Below are 18,427 nucleotides of genomic sequence, written 5' to 3' on the forward strand. Positions count from 1 at the left end.
CATGCGCGACGTTCCGGTAGGGTCCATCCGCCATCTTGAGATCTGGGTGCCGCACCTTGATCGGGCACGGGAGGAATGGGGATGGCTGCTGGGCGAGCTTGGCTATGAGCCGTTCCAGGACTGGCCCACGGGGTGCAGCTGGAAGCTCGGTGGTACCTACGTGGTGGTGGAAAGTTCAGACGCCATCACTGGAACTGCGCACCGCCGCACTGATCCGGGGGTCAACCACGTTGCCTTCCACGCCGGGACGCGGGAGAACGTGGACCGGATCCGAGCACTCGGCGCGGACGCAGGCTGGTACGAGATGTTCGAGTCCAAGTACCCCCACGCCGGTGGCCCGGACCACTACGCCGCGTACCTGGTCAACACGGACAGCTACGAGGTTGAGCTGGTGGCCGAGTAGTTACTTCGGCGGGACAACTGGACGCCACATGGCCACGCGCGGCCAGCGGGTCAGGCCCAACTCAGCCTCGTGCTCCATCAGGCGGGCCAGCTCAGGGCCCCAAGTGCCGGCGTCGAGCACTTCGAAGCCAAGGCGACGATAGTACGGAGCGTTCCACGGCACGTCCCTGAACGTGCTCAAGGTCTGCCGTTGCATCCCATGCCCACGCGCCCACACACGGGCGGCATGCAGCAGCTCGCGGCCCAGGCCTTGGTGTGCGTAGTCGGGATGGACGCTGACCTGCTCCACATGCCCGTTGCCGTCAACGACGTCCGCCAGCAAGTACGCCACCGGGTAATCGAGCCCGTCCACGTAGACCCACGCCCGGCCACCTGACACATAGGCGCTTAGTTCCCCGACTGAAAAGGGCTCGTCGTCGGCAACGGAGTCCATGCCCAACGACCTGAAGGCTTCGCCCGCGGCACGCTCGATGTCCTGCAGGATCAGCAGATCGTCCGCATGCGCGAGCCTGATCATTGCCGGGTGTCCAGGGCTGGAGGAGCCTGAGCCACCAGGAACTCGTTGCGCTTCTCGATCAGGTTTTGCAGGTACCGTGCCAGGATCAGCTTCTCAGCCAACCGCCCCAACGGGCCGAAGGGGGCAGCAAACTCCACAGTGTCCACCATGAGGGTCCCGCTGCCGTCCGACCGGAACTCGTGCGTGTGGCGGAGGTACTTGAAGGGGCCCTTCACCTGTTCATCAGTGAACGACGCCGGAGCGTCCATGCGCGTGATGCGGCTGGTCATGCGGAACCTGGCTCCGAGGTGCCACGCCTGCCACGTAACAGTCTCGCCTTCAGAGATGAGGCCGCTGGTGACACCGGCGATGGCCTTTTCCCGGCTCTTTGTCATGGAGCCCACGTGGGCATCGATGTTCCGCGAGAGATCGAACAGCTCCCGCGGCGGCATGGAGGAGCGGGTGCGGCAAACGAAGGCGACGGGCATACCTCGATCTTCCCAGACCTTTCCTGCTCCGTGTGCCCCAGCTCGCTACGGCTTGTGACCGGGCTAATGGCGGCCGTATCGCGGTCCTGATAATTTTCTAGGACAACCCTGAACGATTGGTGGTGTTCCCCCGTGCCCGCACTTATGGCGCATGCCCGCGAACTCCACCGCCTTGGTCCAGCCAACAACGATCGCCTTTCGGCCGTCCGGGTTGCCCTGAGCGTCGCGGTGCCTGGTCTGTTGCTCATTCTCATCGGCCGTCCGGACCTCATGATGTACGCCGTCTTCGGAGCCTTGACCGGAATGTACGGCCGCAACGAAACGCACCAACTCCGGATAAAGCACCAAGCCCAAGCCGCGCTGATCCTGGTGGGTGGGCTGACCATTGGCGTGTTCCTGTCGGTTAACCACATCCATTCCTGGTGGCTGGTGCTGGTGGCCACCCTGTTCGCCGGCGCAGGATCCCTGTACGCCGACGCCGTGCGCCTCAAGCCGATCGGCCCGTTCTTCGGCATCCTCGCGTTGGGCGCCTGCGCTTCCGTGCCCACCGATGTTCCCTTCGCGACGGCGGTACTCATCGGTGCGGCCTCGGCTGCCTTTTCCCTTGCGGTTGGCTTTGTGGGCTGGTTCCGCCACCGCACGTGGGTGGCCGGGGCAGCCCGCGACGTTCCGGTCCTCCGCGGTCCCCTCCGCCAGGCCGCTCTGGTCCATGCTGCGCGATACTCCCTGGCCGTGAGTGTGGCCGGAGCTGTTGGTGTGCTGAGCGGCAGCGGCCACCCGCACTGGGCCATGGCCGCAGCCGCGGTGCCCCTTGCCGGAGCCGACCTGCCAAGCCGCGTCCACCGCGGGATCCACCGCATCGTGGGGACGTTCCTCGGGTTGGCGGTGGTCGCCGTCGTACTTTTCCCCAGTCCGTTGTCACCGCTGCAGTACTTCCCGGGCCAAACCGCAGTGGTCCTTGCCGTACTGGTGGTCCTGTGCCAGTTCCCCACCGAGCTGTTCATGGCACGGCACTACGGGTGGGCCATGGTGTTCTTCACGCCGGTGATCCTGCTGATCGCGCAACTTGCGGCTCCCATGGATCCTGGCGTGCTGGTGATGGAGCGTGCTGTTGAGACGTTCATTGGTGCAGTGGTGGGCATCGCAGTCGCGGTGTTGGTGCGGGCACCGCGAGCGGCCGGGATGCAGTCCGCCCCGGTGCGCGCTCCCGGAGATCAGGGCGCCTAAGACATACTGGTTCAATGCAGGCGACGACTGTCTTGGTCGAAGGCGAGAGCGACCGGCTGGCGGTCGAGACGCTCGCCCTTCGCTGCGGCCATGACCTGCAAGCGGAGCATGTGTCGGTAGTGCCCATGGGAGGCGCCACCAGCATCGTCCGCTTCCTCGATATTTACGGTCCGGCGGGCGCAAACCACCGGCTCCTCGGACTGTGCGACGAGGGCGAGTCCCGTGGCGTTGCCCGCGCGCTGGGCCGGGCCGGACTGGGCTCGGGCCCCTTGGACGAACTCGGATTCCAGGTTTGCCGTGCTGATCTTGAGGACGAACTCATCCGCTGCCTCGGCATTGATGCCGTGCTTGGTGTCATCGACGCCCAAGGTGAGCTGGCGTCGTTCCGGCTGCTCCAGCGCCAGCCTTCGCAACGAGGACAGCCGGTTCCGGCGCAACTACGCCGGTTCTTTGGTGGACGCAGCGGGAACAAGATCCGCTACGCGCCCCTGTTGGTGGCAGCCCTGCCACCGGGCCAAGCTCCGGATCCACTCGCGCGGCTTGTCGACGCGTTGACGAACGGGAGTTAGGGCTCCAGCGGCCGGCGCGGTGGGCCGGAGGTCAGTTTCGCCGGAAGAACGCGAGCGAAGAAGCTGACCACTTTGTACCGTTTGGTGGGGATGGAAACGCCCTTCCCCTCGGCGTTGTCCTCCAAGCCTTCCCGCACCACACGCTCGGCGGTGAGCCACAGGAAGCGGGGGGCCACCGATTTGTCCATGCCCATGCGGTCGTGGAATTCGGTGTGGGTGAAACCCGGGCAGACGGCGGTGACCAGCACCCCGGACTTGGCATAGGTGGTGTTGGCCCAACGGCTGAACGTCACCTGCCATGCCTTGGCGGCGGAATAGGTACCCCGGTTGGCGAAGGCGGCAACACTGGCTACATTGATGATCCGGCCCTTGCCACGGGGCAGCATCACTTCCAGCGCGGCATGGCACAGTTCCATGGGCGTTTGGACGTGCAGCCTCAAATGGCGGCGTTCCTCGGCCAATTCGTTGTCCTCGAACGACTTCAGTAGGCCCACTCCGGCGTTGTTGACCAGCACGTCCACCGGCCTGGCTGCGTCCCGGAGGCGGTCCGCCACAGCCGAAACGCCGACGTCGGTGGTCAGGTCCGCGGGCAGCACCTCTGCCGAGATGCTGAAGTCGCGTTCAAGCTCCGCGGCTTTTTCCTTCAACCGCTGCCCGTCCCTTGCCACCAGGACCAGGTGGTGTCCCGACTCGGCGAGCTGGCGGGCGAACTCGGCACCGAGCCCGGCAGTTGCTCCAGTAACAAGTGCGGTGAGTTCATTGGCTCGATTGGTCATGCGCCCAGACTAGTCTCCGCTTCAGCCCTCGCCGAGAGGGCACTTGATGACAATGCCCGCGAGTGGGATTGCCACTATATGTCATCTCGGTGCGTAGGATGGATTTTGAAACGATGCAACGCCGCAAAGGATTCCCATGGACAACCACGCCCCATCCCCGCAAGAGCCACTGGTCCTCAACAACAATGGGGCTTGGTGCTGGTTCCAGGATGAGCGGGCTCTGATCGATCCCACCAACAACACCCTGCTGCTCGGGTCAGTCGCTTCCCCGGAGGGACCGGGAGGGCTGGACCGCGGGGGGAACATCGAGATCACGGTCCTGGACCTGGCAACGGGCGAGCGAAAAATCAACGTTCTCCATGAACGCCTGGAGTCGGATGACCACAACGCCCCGGCACTCCTGATCCGTCCGGACGGGCGATATGTGGCCATGTACGCCAAGCACAAAACGGACAATTACTCACGGTGGCGGATTTCCGTTCGCCCGCACGATGCTTCCGAGTGGGAGCCTGAGCAGCAGTTCGATTGGACAGAGCTGGCCAATGGCCGCGGCGCGACGTACTCCAACCTTCACGCTCTAACGGCGGAGAATCGGGTCTACAACTTTGTCCGCGCCATCAACGACGACCCCACCCTGATGGTCTCCGACGACGACGGCAGCACCTGGAACTACGGCGGTAAACTCTTCACGCGCCCCAAGATTGGCTACGTCAACGGGTACACGCGGTACGTCTCCAATGGCATTGACCGTATCGACCTCATCACCACGGACCACCACCCGCGCGACTTCAACAACAGCATTTACCACGGCTACATCCAAGGCGATGCGCTCCACGACGCCGAAGGCAACGTGGTCAGCAAACCCGTGATCGGAGCGGCCGGCATCAACCAGACCTCCCTCACCACCGTTTTCGAGGCCGGGTCAACGCTCGACGGCGATACCCTCACCCACGGCTGGACTACTGACCTTCGCAGGCAGGGCACGGAACTCGCCGCGATCGTCACTTGCCGGGCCAACGACGTGAACGGTCCGCTGCGGCGGGAGCAAATGCTCGACGTCGACGATCACCGCCTGCTGTACGCGCGCTTTGATGGCGCGGGCTGGAAGCTGCATCCACTCGCCGTCGCCGGTCCCGGCTTGTTGCCGCACGAGCAGGACTACACAGGGCTGGGCGCCGTGGATCCCAACAACCTGGACAGCGTGTACATCTCCACACCCGTGGATCCGCGGACAGGCTCGGCAACACCGCATTACGAGATCTACCGGGGCACCACGGCTGATTCCGGGGCCAGCTGGCGGTGGAAGGCAATCACCGAAGGGTCCATCGTGGACAACCTCAGGCCCATGGTGGTGCCCGGTGATCCGGCGGTGCATGCGGTGTGTTGGTTCCGAGGATCAATGAAGTCCTCGCAGGCGTACGAAACAGAGGTTGTTGTCCGCCGAGGTGACACTTAATACCAATGTCTGCGACCACGATTGGCATTAACTGTCACCTCGGCCGGACCTGACTACGCGAACTTGGCCAAGGGGTTGGCCAAGCGGCCAGCCATTTGCAGACCTCCGGAGGGGTCCGAGATGTCGAGCATCTGCTGGTTGTTCCGGAGCTGGAGACGGTTGAGGCAGGACAGCTCGAAGTCCGCCGCGAACAGGTCATGCATGGCGAACTGGTCTGCAAGCTCCGGATGGCGCTGCTGGTATTCGCGCAGCACAGCAGCGGCAGTCCCCCAGAACTCGTCCTCGCGCAGCGTCCCGTCCTCCACAAGGATTGCTCCGAGGAAACGGAAGATGCAGTCGAACACGTCGGTGAAGATGGCCAGAACCATTTCCTCGGCGGGGATCTCTGCCTTGACCCGTGAGACTTCCTCCGGCAGTTCCAGCCGGTCGCCCATGACCACAATTTCCTCGGCGATATCCTTCATGATCGCCCGGACCGGCACACCGTTTTCGAGGATCAGGATCACGTTCTCCCCGTGCGGCATGAAGGCAAGCTCGTACTCATAGAGACAGTGGACCAGCGGGACCAGGTAGGCCTCGAAGTAGCGGCGGAGCCACTCGGTGGGCGCCAGGCCGGACCGGGAAATCAGGGCCGACACCACGGACTCGCCGGACGAATCCACATGCAGCAATGACGCCATGGTGGCCAGCTGCTGCCCGTCCTCAAGCAACGGCAGCGGACTTTCCCTCCACAGGGCCGAGAGCATCTTCCGGTAGGGCGAACCCTTGGCAGAAGCCGCCTCGTAGTAGTGGTTGTGATAACCGATGGCCGCAGTTTCCCGGATCATGGCCAGGCCCCGGCTCTGGAGCTCCTGGTCGTTGTCGATCAGTTCCTGCAGCCAGTCATTGATAGCTGGGGTCGCCTTCATGTACTGCGGAGACAGGCCACGCATGAAGCCCATGTTCAGCACGGACATGGCCGTCTTCACGTACGCTTTCTCCGGTGACGTGGTGTTGAAGAACGTACGGATGGACTGCTGCGCCTGGTAGTTGTCCTCCCCCGTACCCAGGTTCACGATGTGTCGCTGGGCGATTTCTGCCGCGAACGTCACGGTGAGCTTGTTGTCCCACTGCCACGGATGGACCGGCATGAGGAGATAGTCCTCGGGATCCAGGCCGGACGCGGATAGCTCTGCGTTGAACCAGGCCAAGGTGGCGGGCCCGAGTTCGGCGTCGAAGTGGGTACGGTAATCCAGCCCCGCGCTCGAGGTGAAAACGGCCTTGCTGCGGTGCACTGCGATCCACTGCAGTTTCACCGCTGCACCGGTCTCCGGCGCGAACGCGTGGTAGTCGGCGATTCCGAAGCCCAAGCGGCCGTTGTTGGCCACGAAGCACGGGTGGCCTTCGGTCATGCTGTGTTCAATGGCCTGGAAATCCGCGGCGCGATCAGTACCACCGGTCACGCCCGCAGCCAACTGGGCCGAGCTGAAGGGCTTGCCCTGCTTGTAGGCGTGGCTGGCCAGCGTGCTGCTGATTTCCTCAAGGTACACCGGCAACATTTCCATTCGGATGGCCAATGCCTCGTGGAACTCTGCGATGAAGTCCAAGGCGTCAATAGGCAATTCCTCGCCATCGCGCAGGCGCTCTATGGAGTCGGCGAAGACAGACCAATGTTCAAGCTGGAGCACCCGGGCACGGAAACGGTATTCGGTTGCGTCATCGTCGCTCACAACCTTATAAAGCCCAATGCCGGCTCCCTCATCGCGGATCAGCTCCGGCACCAGGATGCGTTCGTGCGAGAACTCGGCGATCGCTTTGCGCACCAGATGGCGGTTGGCTGCTGCCCAGCGCTCGGGGGTCAGGTGCGACACGGAATCAACGGTGGTGGTAGTCGCGTTGTCGGCCGTGGTGGTCACAGGGATTCTCCTCTGGTCGCCGCGGCAGGCGCGGCCAGAATCGGGGTCAGGGTGGCGAGGAAGTCCTCGCGGGTGCAGAAGCTCAGAAGCCCCTGCTTATGGTCTTCGGCAGGATCGACGGCGGGAAGGGTCACCACGCCGTGCGGGCGGAAGCCCACTTTCTCGTTGAGGACATGGATCTTGTGGTTGCGGGCGTCAGGCTCGACGACGACACGCTCGGTTGCTGGGTCGTCGAAGAGTTCCGTCATGACGGACTGCATGACGGCGGTGGTGAAGCCCGGTTGCGGGGCACCGCTGGGTGGTGACACCAAGAGGTGCATGCCCACGTCACCAGGCTGGACCTCGTAGACGTCCGCCAGCGGCGAGGACTCCGGATGGTACCGCTCCATCAGGAAGGCGGGGACACCGTCGTCGAGTCCCAGGAACGCTTGGTGGTGTCCTGAGGCGGCGATCTTTGAGTATTCCTCCACAACGTCCTGCTCAGTGGCAGAAACCATGCCCCAGAACCGGGCGTACTCCTGACTCACCCAACTGTGGAGGACAGGTGCGTCGGCCACGGGGTCTACTGCGCGGAAGGTGAAGCTCATACGGTCGCTCCAGCAGCTGCCGGAACAGGAACGGATACGGCAGCGGGGGCGCCAAACTGCTGGAAGGCGATGCCGCGCTCGATCGGATAGACCTCGCGGCCGGTGATTTCGCGCAGGATGCAGGAGTTGCGGTAGGCGGCCATGCCGAGGTCCGGGGTGACGAAACCGTGCGTGTGGAGCTCCGCGTTCTGGACGAAGATTTCCCCGGGTTCCACGCCGGTTCCATAGTTGCGCTCCACGTCGAAGCGGCCCTTGGAGTCGCGGCGGATTCGGTCGTGGATGCCGGCCAGGAACGCGGGTTCCTTGTAGCTGTAGCCGGTTGCCAGGACCACGGCCTCGGACTCCAGGCTGTAGTCGCGGCCGTGTTCCTCGTGGTGCAACTGGAGCGTGTGGGTGCCCGCGGCGGGATCCCAGTCTGCTGCGGTGAGGGACGAGTGCGTGTGTAGCTGGGTGTCCACCATGCCGGAGAGGCTCTTGGTGTAGAGGAGGTCGTAGATGTCGTCGATCAGGTCCGAGTTGATGCCCTTGTACAGGTTCTTCTGGCTCTTGATCAGGGAATCTCGCTGCTCGCCCGGGAGCGAGTGGAAGTAGTCGACGTACTCCGGCGAGGTCATTTCGAGTGTGAGCTTGGTGTACTCCAGGGGGAAGAAGCGGCCGGAGCGGGTGACCCAGTTGAGCTGGTAACCGTAGACATCAATTTCCTGAAGGAGTTCGTAGTAAAGCTCCGCGGCACTCTGGCCGCTGCCCACAATAGTGATGCTGCGCTTGGACTGCAGCTCGCTCTTCCTCGACAGGTAGTCGGCATTGTGGAGGACAAGTCCCCCCGCGTCGACTATTCCTGCACAGGAGTCGGGAACGTACGGGGACGTGCCGGTACCCAGGACCAGCTTGCGGGCGCGAAGTACCTCGGCGCCGGCCGGGCCCTGTACCGAAAGGCGGTACACGCCGTCGTCGTAGGTCACATCCAGCACATCTGTGCTAAAACGCACTGACTCAAGCTGACCCGCAACCCACTGGCAGTACTGGTTATATTCGGCGCGCAGCGGGTAGAAATTCTCACGGATATAGAAGCGGTACAGTCGGCCCGTTTGCTTCAGGAAGTTCAGGAACGAGAAAGGCGACGTCGGGTCAGCCAAGGTGACGAGGTCCGCCATGAACGGGACCTGCAAGTGCGCCGGCTCCAGCATCATGCCGGGGTGCCAATCGAAGGACTCGCGGCGGTCCAGGAACACGCAGTCCAGGTTTTCCACCGGCTCGCTCAGTGCGGCCAAGCCAAGGTTGAAGGGCCCGACGCCGATGCCTGCGACGTCGTAAATCTTGCCGTTATCCGGGGTGCTCACGCGGCGGCCTCCGTGGTGTTTGCGAGGAGGCTGGCGCCGGTCCTGCGGATCAGTTCGATGATTTCCTGGATGTCCCGCAAGCTGGCTTCAGCGTTGAGGAGGGTGAATTTGAGGTAGTGGCGGCCAGCCACCTTGGTGCCGGCAACAACAGCCTCCCCGGAGGCGAAGATCGCCGCACGGATGGCGGGGTTGAGGACGTCTGCTGAATCTTCGTCGATGGCCACGCCGTCAACTGCCGGGCGGTATCGGAACACCAATGTGCTGAGCTGCGGGGTGGCAGCGAGCTCGAACTCGGCATCATCGGCCAGCAACGTGCCCACGCGGCCCGCAAGGTCGATCGCTTCGTCGAACAACGCACCAATGGCATCCGCGCCCATGATGCGAAGGGTCAGCCAGAGCTTCAAGGCGTCGAAGCGGCGGGTGGTCTGGATGCTCTTGTCCACCTGGTTGGGGATCTCAGCCTTCGCGGCGCTCTCCGGGTTGAGGTAGTCGGCATAGTAGGTGACGTGACCCATCATGGAGCCGTTGCGGACCAGGACGGCACTGGAGCTGACCGGCTGGAAGAAGGTCTTGTGGAAGTCCACGGTGACGGAATCGGCAAGATGGATCCCGTTCAGGAGGTGGCGGTAGCGCCCGGAGACGATCAAACCCCCGCCGTACGCAGCGTCGACGTGCAGCCAGGAATCGTAGGCGCGGACCAGCGCGGCCAACTCGGAGAGCGGGTCAACCGAACCGAAGTCCGTGGTCCCGGCAGTGGCCACTACAGCCATGGGTACCAGGCCGGCGTCGTGCGCTTCTGCCAAAGCAGCCGCGAGTTCGGTGGGGTCCATGCGGTGGTCTCCCGCCGTGGGAATGGCGATGACGGCGTCGAAACCGAGGCCCAGCATGGAAGCCGACTTCTGGATGCTGAAGTGGCTGTCCGCGGAGGTGAAGATCCGGAGCCGGTCCAGCAGGTGCGGCAGGCGTGCGTCCCCATTCGCCGCCCGCAGCTTGGCGACCGCGTGATTGCGGGCAATCAGCAGGGCCTGGAAGTTGGACTGGCTGCCACCCGATGTGAACACCCCATCAGCGTCGGCGTCGAAGCCGATGCGCTCCGCGGTCCAGTCGATGAGGCGGCGTTCGATCATGGTGGCACCGGCGCTCTGGTCCCAGGTGTCCATGGAGGAATTGACGGCCGAGAGTACGGCTTCGCCAACCAACGCCGGGATAACCACCGGGCAGTTCAGGTGTGCGGCGTAGCGGGCGTCGTGGAAGTAGATGGCGTCCTTGAGGTAGAGCTCGTCGAGTTCCTCCAGGGCAGCGGCGGTATCCGGAAGGGGACGCTCAAGGTCGACGGCACCAACTTTGGCCTTCAGCTCAGCATGCGCGACGCCGGTGAACGGCCGGGCGGTCCGCTGGACTTTAGTGGAGACGGCGTTGACTCCTTGGAGGACCTGCGCGACGTAGCTGGGCGAATTTCGTGCGTTGAACAGCTGGTTTGTGGCAGCGAGGGCCAGTTCCACTTTGGAGCCAAAGTCCTGCTCCTGAGCGATCCGCTCTTCGACACTAGGTGACGTCACGTCAGCTTCCTTCCATTGCGTTGGGGCGCTTATTAGCAAGGCAAGCCTTACTTAGGTAAGCCTTTCCGTCAAACTTTTGTGACCTATTTCGCCTAGAAGGCGGTTTCTCGCGGCCGTACCCTCCGGTAGCACGTCATTGACTTTTCTTAGGACCGCTTAGGGTGCAAAATGTGGCACTCTTTTCGGCCATGTAATGTCTTCTTTGGGCCACTGCCCTCCTCTCGCAGGCATCCTCGATGGACGGAGTAGAGTGCAAGGACTATCGAGTGTCAGCGGTTGGGGGACCAATGAAGGACCACGTTCACGAACGGATCGGTTTCCGCGAAATCGACGAGCATGGCAACGCAGTGCAGGCGGTCAGTCCGCACGTGCCTGAGCCTGCGGACCAGGGGCGGAAGCGGACTGCGGTCAACCCCTTCATCGTGGCGTTGTGGGTGATGGACGTGGGCGTGGTGTGGTTCTGCATGTGGGCGTTTACGTCTGCGGAATCCCTCATGGGCCCCTCATCGATGGGCTCCACGGCCCAAGTCAATTTCATGATTCTTTCCACGCTCCCCTATGGCCTGCTGGCCGCCATCCTCCTTACTGCAGGCCTGCTGTTCTGGCACGCTGTGCAGTGGCAAAAAAAGCGGCCAACCAGGTAGTGGATACCCGGTTGGCCGCTTTCCCAAGGAGCGACCGGTCCCCGCTGCTGGAGACCCGCCGCCGAAAGCCGAGCGCTACAGCACAGCGGCTCCGAGGACGCACTTGACGTCCACCCCTTGCTCGGGGACCTCCGCATTGACCGACCAGTCAAGGGCCTTGCCAGCTTTGGCATCCTTGAATGATTGCTCTCCGCGCGCCAAAACTGCGGAGGTCTTAGGATCTACCCAACTCACTGAAACCTTGACCGTTCCCTTGGTTCCTTCGGGCGGGGTAACAGTTCCCGTGGCGGTGACCTTGCCGGGCGCGGTGTCGCAGGAGCCCATAGTGGCGGCTTCAATGATGCCCGTGCCCGGGTTTGCGGGCTTGGCTTCACCCGTTGTGGGGGCTTTGGTTGTGGTGGACGACGGCGGATTGCCCGCCCCGCCATTTTCCGGCGAGGAGCAACCAGCGATTGCTGCTGCCGTGACCAGCACGCCCACAATGCACGCTACCGACTTCTTCATGTGTTGCATGGTTGGACTTTCTGGTGTGGAAGTGAATCGAAGAGCGGCGCGACAACCGGGGTTGGGGCCCCGGTTGCCGCGCCTTCATTCCCTATGCCTCTGAACGCTTACGGCGTCCTACGAGGAACAGGAAGAGCCCCGCACCAACTACCAATACGCTGATGGGCAACACAGTGAGGACAACTCCCGTGTTGGCCAGCGGACCGTCAGGTTGGTTCGGAACAGCCGGCGGGAAGGTCACAACAGCGCTTGCAGGCGGTGTGGTGATCGGGGGTCCCGTCGGAGGTGTGCCCCACCCTGTGGCCGTGTTCACGACCTTGCCGGCATTGATGTCGGCCTGGGTGATCGCGTACGTTGCCGTAGCAGTCACGGTCTGGCCGGGCAGCAACTCACCAGGTAGGCCCGGCCAGTTGTAGCTCAGCGCGGACAAGCCTGGCAGCGTGTCCTGAATGGCTACATCCGTCAGCGTGACGTTGCCGGTGTTCTTCGCCGAGAAGCTGTAGGTGACGAGGTCGCCCACCTTCGCGGGATCCCCGACGGCGGAAGCATCGGCCGTCTTCGAGAACTCCAGGGCGGCGTCCGGCGACAACGGGGTGTCCGTTCCGGCGGGCGGCGGGGTCACCGCAGGACCCGTGGGAGGCGTACCCGTGGTCGTCGCCAGGTTGGCGACGTGACCGGCGTCGATATCAGCCTGCGTGATCGCGTACGTCGCCGCAGCAGTCACGGTCTGGCCCGGAAGCAACTCACCGGGGGTGCCCGGCCAGGTGTAAACCAGGGCCGAGAGACCAGCCATAGGATCGTCGATGGACACATCGGTCAGCTTCACGTTGCCGGTGTTCTTGGCCGTGAACTGGTACTCAATCCGGTCTCCGACCTTGGACGGGCCTGTCTTTGCCTGCGCGGCAGCGGACTTGCTGAACTCCATGGCCGGAGCCGGGGTCAACGGGGTATCCGTCTTGCCCGGAGGCGGGGTCACCGCAGGACCCGACGGCGGAGTACCCGTCGTGGTGGCGCTGTTGGCCACGTGACCTGCGTCGATATCCGCCTGCGTAATCGCATACGTTGCCTTAGCAGTCACGGTCTCACCGGGCAGCAGGGTTCCTGCGGCACCGGGCCAGGTGTAAACCAGGGCAGAGAGACCAGCGAGCGGGTCATTGATGGCAACATCCGTGAGTGTCACGTTTCCGGTGTTCTTCGCCGTGAACGTGTAAGTGATCAGATCGCCTACCTTCGCCGGATTCTGAATCGCCGTAGCATCAGCCGACTTGGTGAACACCATGGCCGGAGCCGGGGTCAACGGGGTATCCGTCTTGCCCGGAGGCGGGGTAACCGGAGGACCCGACGGCGGAGTACCCGTCGTGGTGGCGCTGTTGGCCACGTGACCTGCGTCGATATCCGCCTGCGTAATCGCATACGTTGCCTTAGCAGTCACGGTCTCACCGGGCAGCAGGGTTCCTGCGGCACCGGGCCAGGTGTAAACCAGGGCAGAGAGACCAGCGAGCGGGTCATTGATGGACACGTCGGTGAGCTTCACGTTTCCGGTGTTCTTCGCCGTGAACGTGTAAGTGATCAGATCGCCTACCTTCGCCGGATTCTGAATCGCCGTAGCATCAGCCGACTTGGTGAACACCATCGCTGGAGCCGGGGTCAACGGGGTGTCCGTCTTGCCCGGGGGCGGGGTAACCGGAGGACCCGACGGCGGAGTACCCGTGGTCGTCGCCTCGTTCACCACGTGACCGGCGTCGATATCCGCCTGCGTAATCGCGTAGCTTGCCGTAGCCGTCACGGTCTGGCCCGGAAGCAACTCACCGGGAGTACCCGGCCAGTTGTAGGTCAGGGCAGAGAGCCCAGCCAGCGGGTCATTGATGACAACACCTGTGAGCTTCACATTGCCGATGTTCTTGGCGGTGAAGGTGTAGGTGATGAGATCCCCCACGACTGCCGGATCCTGGATCGCTGAGCCGTCTGAAGACTTGGTGAACTCCATGGCCGGGGCAGGGGTCAACGGCGTGTCCGTCGTTCCCGGAGGAGGCGTCACCGGAGGACCAACGGGCGGGACACCCGTGGTGGTTGCAGTGTTGGTTACGTGACCGGCGTCGATATCGGCCTGTGTGATCGCGTAGCTTGCCGTAGCAGTCACGGTCTCGCCCGGAAGCAACTCACCGGGAGTACCCGGCCAGGTGTACGTCAGGGCAGAGAGGCCAGCCAGCGGGTCATTGATGGACACGTCGGTCAGCTTCACGTTTCCGGTGTTCTTCGCCGTGAACGTGTAAGTGATGAGATCGCCCACAACAGACGGGTTCTGAATCGCCGAAGCGTCAGCGGACTTGGTGAACTGCATGGCTGCAGCCGGAGTCAACGGGGTGTCCGTCGTTCCCGGCGGCGGGGTCACCGCAGGACCGGTAGGCGGAGTACCCGTGGTGGTTGCCGTGTTGGCGACGTGGCCTGCATCAATGTCGGCCTGCGTGATCGCGTACGTTGCCGTAGCAGTCACGGTTTCACCGGGCTGCAGGGTTCCTGCGGCGCCGGGCCAGGTGTACGTCAAAGCGGACAGACCAGCCAAGGGATCGTTGATGGTGACGTCGGTCAACGGAACGTTTNGTTTCCGGTGTTCTTCGCCGTGAACGTGTAAGTGATCAAATCACCCACAACAGACGGGTTCTGAATCGCCGAAGCGTCAGCGGACTTGGTGAACTCCATCGCTGCAGCCGGCGTCAACGGAGTATCCGTACCAGCCGGCGGCGGGGTCACCGCAGGACCGGTAGGAGGAGTACCCGTGGTGGTTGCCGTGTTGGCGACGTGGCCTGCATCAATGTCGGCCTGCGTGATCGCGTACGTTGCCGTAGCCGTCACGGTCTGGCCCGGAAGCAACTCACCGGGAGTACCCGGCCAGGTGTACGTCAAAGCGGACAGACCAGCCAAGGGATCGTTGATGGTGACGTCGGTCAACGGAACGTTTCCGGTGTTCTTGGCCGTGAACGTGTAAGTGATGGTGTCACCCACAACAGACGGGTTCTGAACGCCGGAGGCATCAGCGGACTTGGTGAACTCCATGGCAGGGCCTGGAGTCAACGGAGTATCCGTACCAGCCGGCGGCGGGGTCACCGCAGGACCGGTAGGAGGAGTACCCGTGGTGGTTGCCGTGTTGGCGACGTGACCGGCGTCGATATCGGCCTGCGTGATCGCGTACGTTGCCGTAGCAGTCACGGTTTCACCGGGCTGCAGGGTTCCTGCGGCGCCGGGCCAGGTGTACGTCAAAGCGGACAGACCAGCCAAGGGATCGTTGATGGTGACGTCGGTCAACGGAACGTTTCCGGTGTTCTTGGCCGTGAACGTGTAAGTGATCAAATCGCCCACAACAGACGGGTTCTGAATCGCCGAAGCGTCAGCGGACTTGGTGAACTGCATGGCTGCAGCCGGCGTCAACGGAGTATCCGTACCGGCGGGCGGCGGGGTCACCGCAGGACCCGACGGCGGAGTACCCGTCGTGGTTGCCGTGTTGACCACATGGCCTGCCTCGATATCGGCCTGCGTAATCGCGTACGTTGCCGTAGCCGTCACGGTCTGACCCGGAAGCAACTCACCGGGAGTACCCGGCCAGGTGTACGTCAGGGCAGAAAGGCCAGCCAAGGGATCGTTGATGGTGACGTCCGTCAGCTTCACGTTTCCGGTGTTCTTGGCCGTGAACGTGTAAGTGATCAAATCACCCACAACAGACGGGTTCTGAATCGCCGAAGCGTCAGCGGACTTGGTGAACTCCATGGCAGGGCCTGGAGTCAACGGAGTATCAGTACCAGCCGGCGGAGGCGTCACCGCAGGACCGGTAGGCGGAGTACCCGTGGTGGTTGCAGTGTTGGCGACGTGACCGGCGTCGACATCGGCCTGCGTAATCGCGTACGTTGCCGTAGCAGTCACGGTTTCACCGGGCTGCAGGGTTCCTGCGGCGCCGGGCCAGGAGTAGACCAGCGTTGACAGGCCGGCCAAGGGATCGTTGATGGTGACGTCGGTCAACGGAACGTTTCCGGTGTTCTTCGCCGTGAACGTGTAAGTGATCAAATCACCCACAACAGACGGGTTCTGAATCGCCGAAGCGTCAGCGGACTTGGTGAACTGCATGGCTGCAGCCGGCGTCAACGGAGTATCCGTACCAGCCGGCGGAGGCGTCACCGCAGGACCCGACGGCGGAGTACCCGTCGTGGTTGCCGTGTTGACCACATGGCCTGCCTCGATATCGGCCTGCGTAATCGCGTACGTTGCCGTAGCCGTCACGGTCTGACCCGGAAGCAACTCACCGGGAGTACCCGGCCAGGTGTACGTCAAAGCGGACAGACCAGCCAAGGGATCGTTGATGGACACGTCGGTGAGCTTCACGTTTCCGGTGTTCTTCGCCGTGAACGTGTAAGTGATCAAATCACCCACAACAGACGGGTTCTGAATCGTGGAGGCATCAGCGGACTTGCTGAACTCCATCGCCGGGCCAGGAGTCAACGGAGTGTCCGTGGTTCCAGGCGGAGGCGTCACCGGAGGACCGGTGGGCGGATTACCCGACGTGGTAGCCGAGTTGGCTACGTGACCGGCGTCGATATCCGCCTGCGTGATGGCATACGTTGCCATGGCCGTGACGGTCTCGCCGGGAAGCAGGGTGCCGGGAGTTCCAGGCCATGTGTAGGTCAGGTTGGACAGACCAGCCAAGGCGTCGTTGATGACGACGTCGGTCAGCTTTACGTTGCCGGTGTTCTTGGCGGTGAAGGTGTAGGTGACGATGTCACCAACCTGGGACGGGCTCTGGATGTGGGAAGCGTCGGCGGACTTGGTGAACTCCATATCCGGGGCTTCCTGCGCCGTGTTGGTGAGGACGCAGTCAATGTCCGCGCCGGCAACCGGCGTTACCTGCAAAGAACCGTCAAAAACCGCGCCGGAGGGCAGACCCGCTTGGAGACCGTTGGCATCAGTACACGTAATGCTCTGCCCATAACCGGCCAGGTTGGAGCCGGACTCCGTCAGGAAGTAGGTGCTGCCGGCATCGGCTACGTACTTACCGGTGACACCCGTATTAGCGTCGACGGTGGAGCCGGTGCCTGTAGTGGTGGAGTTCCCCGTGTTGTTGACTACGGGACCCGTGGCAGAACCGGAGCGGATTTCCATGGTGAACTGGTCCGAGTCGGACAGACGCTGAGCATCCAGTGCCTTGCTCAGGGCCAGGCGCGGAGCGCGGACCACCAGGACGGCATCCGAAGGCGGGTTCAGGTTGGTCTTGATGTTGGCTGGACCGTTGACGTACGTCCCCTCGGTGTCCGAAGTGACGTCCACGGTGATGGTGCAGGATTCCATGCCATCAGCGAGGTCGCCGCCTGTGACGGAAATGGAGTTGCCACCTGCAGCTGCGGTCTTGACGAAGGGGTCGGTGCCCGCCGCCTGAACACAGGTGCCACCAATGTTCGGTGCATCGGCGATAACAAGGCCCGCAGGAAGGGAATCGGTGATGGACCAATCGCTCTTCGCCTTGATGTCGTCAGTGTTGGTGACTGTCAGGGTGAGCGTGGATGTTCCACCCGGCCCAATGAGGTCCGGAGCGAAGGACTTGTCCAGCTGCGGCGTGACGTCCACGATCTGCGGAAGGTCGAAAGTCACATCGTTGCCTGCGCCGGACGTTGCGTCGTTTCGAAGTTCCAGACCCAGCGAGGGTGACGAGCCTTCGGGGATCTTGTACGCGCCCGACTGCAGCTTAGTGACCTGGATTTCCGGCGACGTACTGCTGCCGCACGGATCGAGGTCGGTGCCCAACACGATCGGCGACCCGTTGACCAACAGGCTGAAAGTTTCGCTGGCGTGCGCCGCGTGACAGTTGACCTCGGCGAAGTAACCGGAGACTGCGTAGTAGTGACCGGCTATAGCGGGGATCGAGTTGTTTGACGTCCGGTACATTACACCGGGGGTGATCACTCCGGAGCTCGCGTTGGTGTATTCCGAGAGGGCCTGGTTGGTGGCGGCTTCGGCCGCCGATTGTCCTTGGGCCAGACCGAGCGCTTGGGCCATGGACCGGATCTGGTTCCAGCCGGCAGGCTGGTTCCTGTAGCAACCGAGGTCAGTGGGGGGCGTTGGTGTTGAAGGATTAAGGATCCACCCGTTGCACTGGGCGCCGGCAGGCGTATACGGCGTATCGGCCGTATACGTTTCGTTGGCGGCGGCGGCACCTCCGGTGTAGTTCAGCAGGCTAATTGCGTTACCCGTTGCGTTCTGGTTAGAAAAGTCCTCCGTGTAAACGGGGGTTCCAGGTTGGGTAACGCCCGGGGTACCGGGCACTGTGGCCAGAGCTGGCGGCGCTAACGCACCACCCACCCCTAAGGACATGATTGCTGTCGCGAGAACACCCGCTAACAGCTTTCGTGGACGTGAATGTTTCATGGACTCTCTTGTTCTTTCTGGATCGTGTAAGGGGCCCGGACTGAAAGACCGGCCTCAAACTCGGCTGTTCGCCACTCAT

14 protein-coding genes and 1 pseudogene are annotated in these 18,427 nt (G+C 63.0%); 5 read left to right on the forward strand and 10 right to left on the reverse strand.

Annotated features, from left to right (window positions below; genetic code table 11):
• Window position 1 precedes the first annotated feature (1 nt).
• On the forward strand, window positions 2-403 hold the full coding sequence (locus ACR30Z_RS10315; protein WP_144652594.1) for a VOC family protein: 402 nt from the start codon (window positions 2-4) through the stop codon (window positions 401-403).
• Here ACR30Z_RS10315 and ACR30Z_RS10320 read toward each other — a convergent pair whose 3' ends face one another.
• A complete protein-coding gene (locus tag ACR30Z_RS10320; protein WP_144652595.1) occupies window positions 404-919 on the reverse strand; it encodes a GNAT family N-acetyltransferase in 516 nt (171 codons plus the stop codon). It lies immediately after the preceding gene.
• On the reverse strand, window positions 916-1,386 hold the full coding sequence (locus ACR30Z_RS10325) for an SRPBCC family protein (protein ID WP_144652596.1): 471 nt from the start codon (window positions 1,384-1,386) through the stop codon (window positions 916-918). The genes ACR30Z_RS10320 and ACR30Z_RS10325 overlap by 4 nt, the downstream gene beginning before the upstream one ends.
• 144 nt (window positions 1,387-1,530) lie before the next feature.
• On the opposite strand from ACR30Z_RS10325, the gene ACR30Z_RS10330 reads away from it, so the two are divergent.
• Window positions 1,531-2,613 carry an FUSC family protein gene (locus tag ACR30Z_RS10330; protein WP_434372570.1) on the forward strand — a complete coding sequence of 361 codons (1,083 nt, stop codon included), beginning with the start codon at window positions 1,531-1,533 and terminating at the stop codon, window positions 2,611-2,613.
• A 14-nt stretch (window positions 2,614-2,627) separates the two neighbouring features.
• A complete protein-coding gene (locus tag ACR30Z_RS10335) occupies window positions 2,628-3,182 on the forward strand; it encodes a TOPRIM nucleotidyl transferase/hydrolase domain-containing protein (RefSeq protein WP_434372465.1) in 555 nt (184 codons plus the stop codon).
• On the opposite strand, the gene ACR30Z_RS10340 is transcribed toward ACR30Z_RS10335, so the two are convergent.
• Window positions 3,179-3,958: an SDR family NAD(P)-dependent oxidoreductase gene (locus ACR30Z_RS10340; protein WP_434372467.1), complete on the reverse strand. Its 780-nt coding sequence runs from the start codon at window positions 3,956-3,958 to the stop codon at window positions 3,179-3,181. The two genes, ACR30Z_RS10335 and ACR30Z_RS10340, sit on opposite strands and share 4 nt — an antisense overlap.
• Window positions 3,959-4,094: 136 nt before the next feature.
• Here ACR30Z_RS10340 and ACR30Z_RS10345 point away from each other — a divergent pair, with 136 nt between their 5' ends.
• Window positions 4,095-5,414 carry a BNR-4 repeat-containing protein gene (locus ACR30Z_RS10345; protein ID WP_434372469.1) on the forward strand — a complete coding sequence of 440 codons (1,320 nt, stop codon included), beginning with the start codon at window positions 4,095-4,097 and terminating at the stop codon, window positions 5,412-5,414.
• Window positions 5,415-5,467: 53 nt separating this feature from the next.
• Here ACR30Z_RS10345 and ACR30Z_RS10350 read toward each other — a convergent pair whose 3' ends face one another.
• The 4 genes from ACR30Z_RS10350 to ACR30Z_RS10365 are packed head-to-tail and all read right to left on the reverse strand — an operon-like array spanning window position 5,468 to window position 10,795.
• Entirely contained in the window at window positions 5,468-7,309 is a 1,842-nt protein-coding gene (locus ACR30Z_RS10350) for an IucA/IucC family protein (RefSeq protein ID WP_434372471.1), read from the reverse strand.
• Window positions 7,306-7,896 carry a GNAT family N-acetyltransferase gene (locus ACR30Z_RS10355; RefSeq protein WP_144652602.1) on the reverse strand — a complete coding sequence of 197 codons (591 nt, stop codon included), beginning with the start codon at window positions 7,894-7,896 and terminating at the stop codon, window positions 7,306-7,308. Before ACR30Z_RS10355 ends, ACR30Z_RS10350 begins: the two co-directional genes overlap by 4 nt.
• Window positions 7,893-9,236 (reverse strand): lysine N(6)-hydroxylase/L-ornithine N(5)-oxygenase family protein, encoded by a 1,344-nt coding sequence (locus ACR30Z_RS10360; RefSeq protein ID WP_434372473.1) that lies wholly within the window; start codon window positions 9,234-9,236, stop codon window positions 7,893-7,895. Before ACR30Z_RS10360 ends, ACR30Z_RS10355 begins: the two co-directional genes overlap by 4 nt.
• Entirely contained in the window at window positions 9,233-10,795 is a 1,563-nt protein-coding gene (locus tag ACR30Z_RS10365; RefSeq protein WP_434372474.1) for a pyridoxal phosphate-dependent decarboxylase family protein, read from the reverse strand. Before ACR30Z_RS10365 ends, ACR30Z_RS10360 begins: the two co-directional genes overlap by 4 nt.
• A gap of 287 nt (window positions 10,796-11,082) precedes the next feature.
• Here ACR30Z_RS10365 and ACR30Z_RS10370 point away from each other — a divergent pair, with 287 nt between their 5' ends.
• Entirely contained in the window at window positions 11,083-11,439 is a 357-nt protein-coding gene (locus ACR30Z_RS10370) for a hypothetical protein (RefSeq protein ID WP_144652605.1), read from the forward strand.
• 75 nt (window positions 11,440-11,514) lie between these two features.
• Here the strand turns inward: ACR30Z_RS10370 and ACR30Z_RS10375 are convergent, their stop codons facing one another.
• The 3 genes and pseudogenes from ACR30Z_RS10375 to ACR30Z_RS10385 form a co-directional block, all read right to left on the reverse strand.
• Window positions 11,515-11,943 (reverse strand): hypothetical protein, encoded by a 429-nt coding sequence (locus ACR30Z_RS10375; protein WP_434372475.1) that lies wholly within the window; start codon window positions 11,941-11,943, stop codon window positions 11,515-11,517.
• Window positions 11,944-12,034: 91 nt separating this feature from the next.
• Window positions 12,035-14,543: DUF7507 domain-containing protein (locus ACR30Z_RS10380; protein ID WP_434372476.1), on the reverse strand; the 2,509-nt coding region annotated here is incomplete at its 5' end.
• A gap of 1 nt (window position 14,544) precedes the next feature.
• Window positions 14,545-18,348, reverse strand: a pseudogene (locus ACR30Z_RS10385) (DUF7507 domain-containing protein); the annotation flags it as partial.
• Window positions 18,349-18,427: the final 79 nt, after the last annotated feature.

Source organism: Paenarthrobacter sp. FR1, assembly GCF_051106045.1.
In the GTDB taxonomy this organism is placed as follows: domain Bacteria; phylum Actinomycetota; class Actinomycetes; order Actinomycetales; family Micrococcaceae; genus Arthrobacter; species Arthrobacter nitroguajacolicus_A.

Coding starts and splice junctions, on each gene's coding strand:
- ACR30Z_RS10315 (WP_144652594.1), top strand. CDS start 2: ATGCGCGACGTTCCGGTAGGGTCCATCCGCCATCTTGAGATCTGGGTG.
- ACR30Z_RS10320 (WP_144652595.1), bottom strand. CDS start 919: ATGATCAGGCTCGCGCATGCGGACGATCTGCTGATCCTGCAGGACATC.
- ACR30Z_RS10325 (WP_144652596.1), bottom strand. CDS start 1,386: ATGCCCGTCGCCTTCGTTTGCCGCACCCGCTCCTCCATGCCGCCGCGG.
- ACR30Z_RS10330 (WP_434372570.1), top strand. CDS start 1,531: ATGGCGCATGCCCGCGAACTCCACCGCCTTGGTCCAGCCAACAACGAT.
- ACR30Z_RS10335 (WP_434372465.1), top strand. CDS start 2,628: ATGCAGGCGACGACTGTCTTGGTCGAAGGCGAGAGCGACCGGCTGGCG.
- ACR30Z_RS10340 (WP_434372467.1), bottom strand. CDS start 3,958: ATGACCAATCGAGCCAATGAACTCACCGCACTTGTTACTGGAGCAACT.
- ACR30Z_RS10345 (WP_434372469.1), top strand. CDS start 4,095: ATGGACAACCACGCCCCATCCCCGCAAGAGCCACTGGTCCTCAACAAC.
- ACR30Z_RS10355 (WP_144652602.1), bottom strand. CDS start 7,896: ATGAGCTTCACCTTCCGCGCAGTAGACCCCGTGGCCGACGCACCTGTC.
- ACR30Z_RS10370 (WP_144652605.1), top strand. CDS start 11,083: ATGAAGGACCACGTTCACGAACGGATCGGTTTCCGCGAAATCGACGAG.
- ACR30Z_RS10375 (WP_434372475.1), bottom strand. CDS start 11,943: ATGAAGAAGTCGGTAGCGTGCATTGTGGGCGTGCTGGTCACGGCAGCA.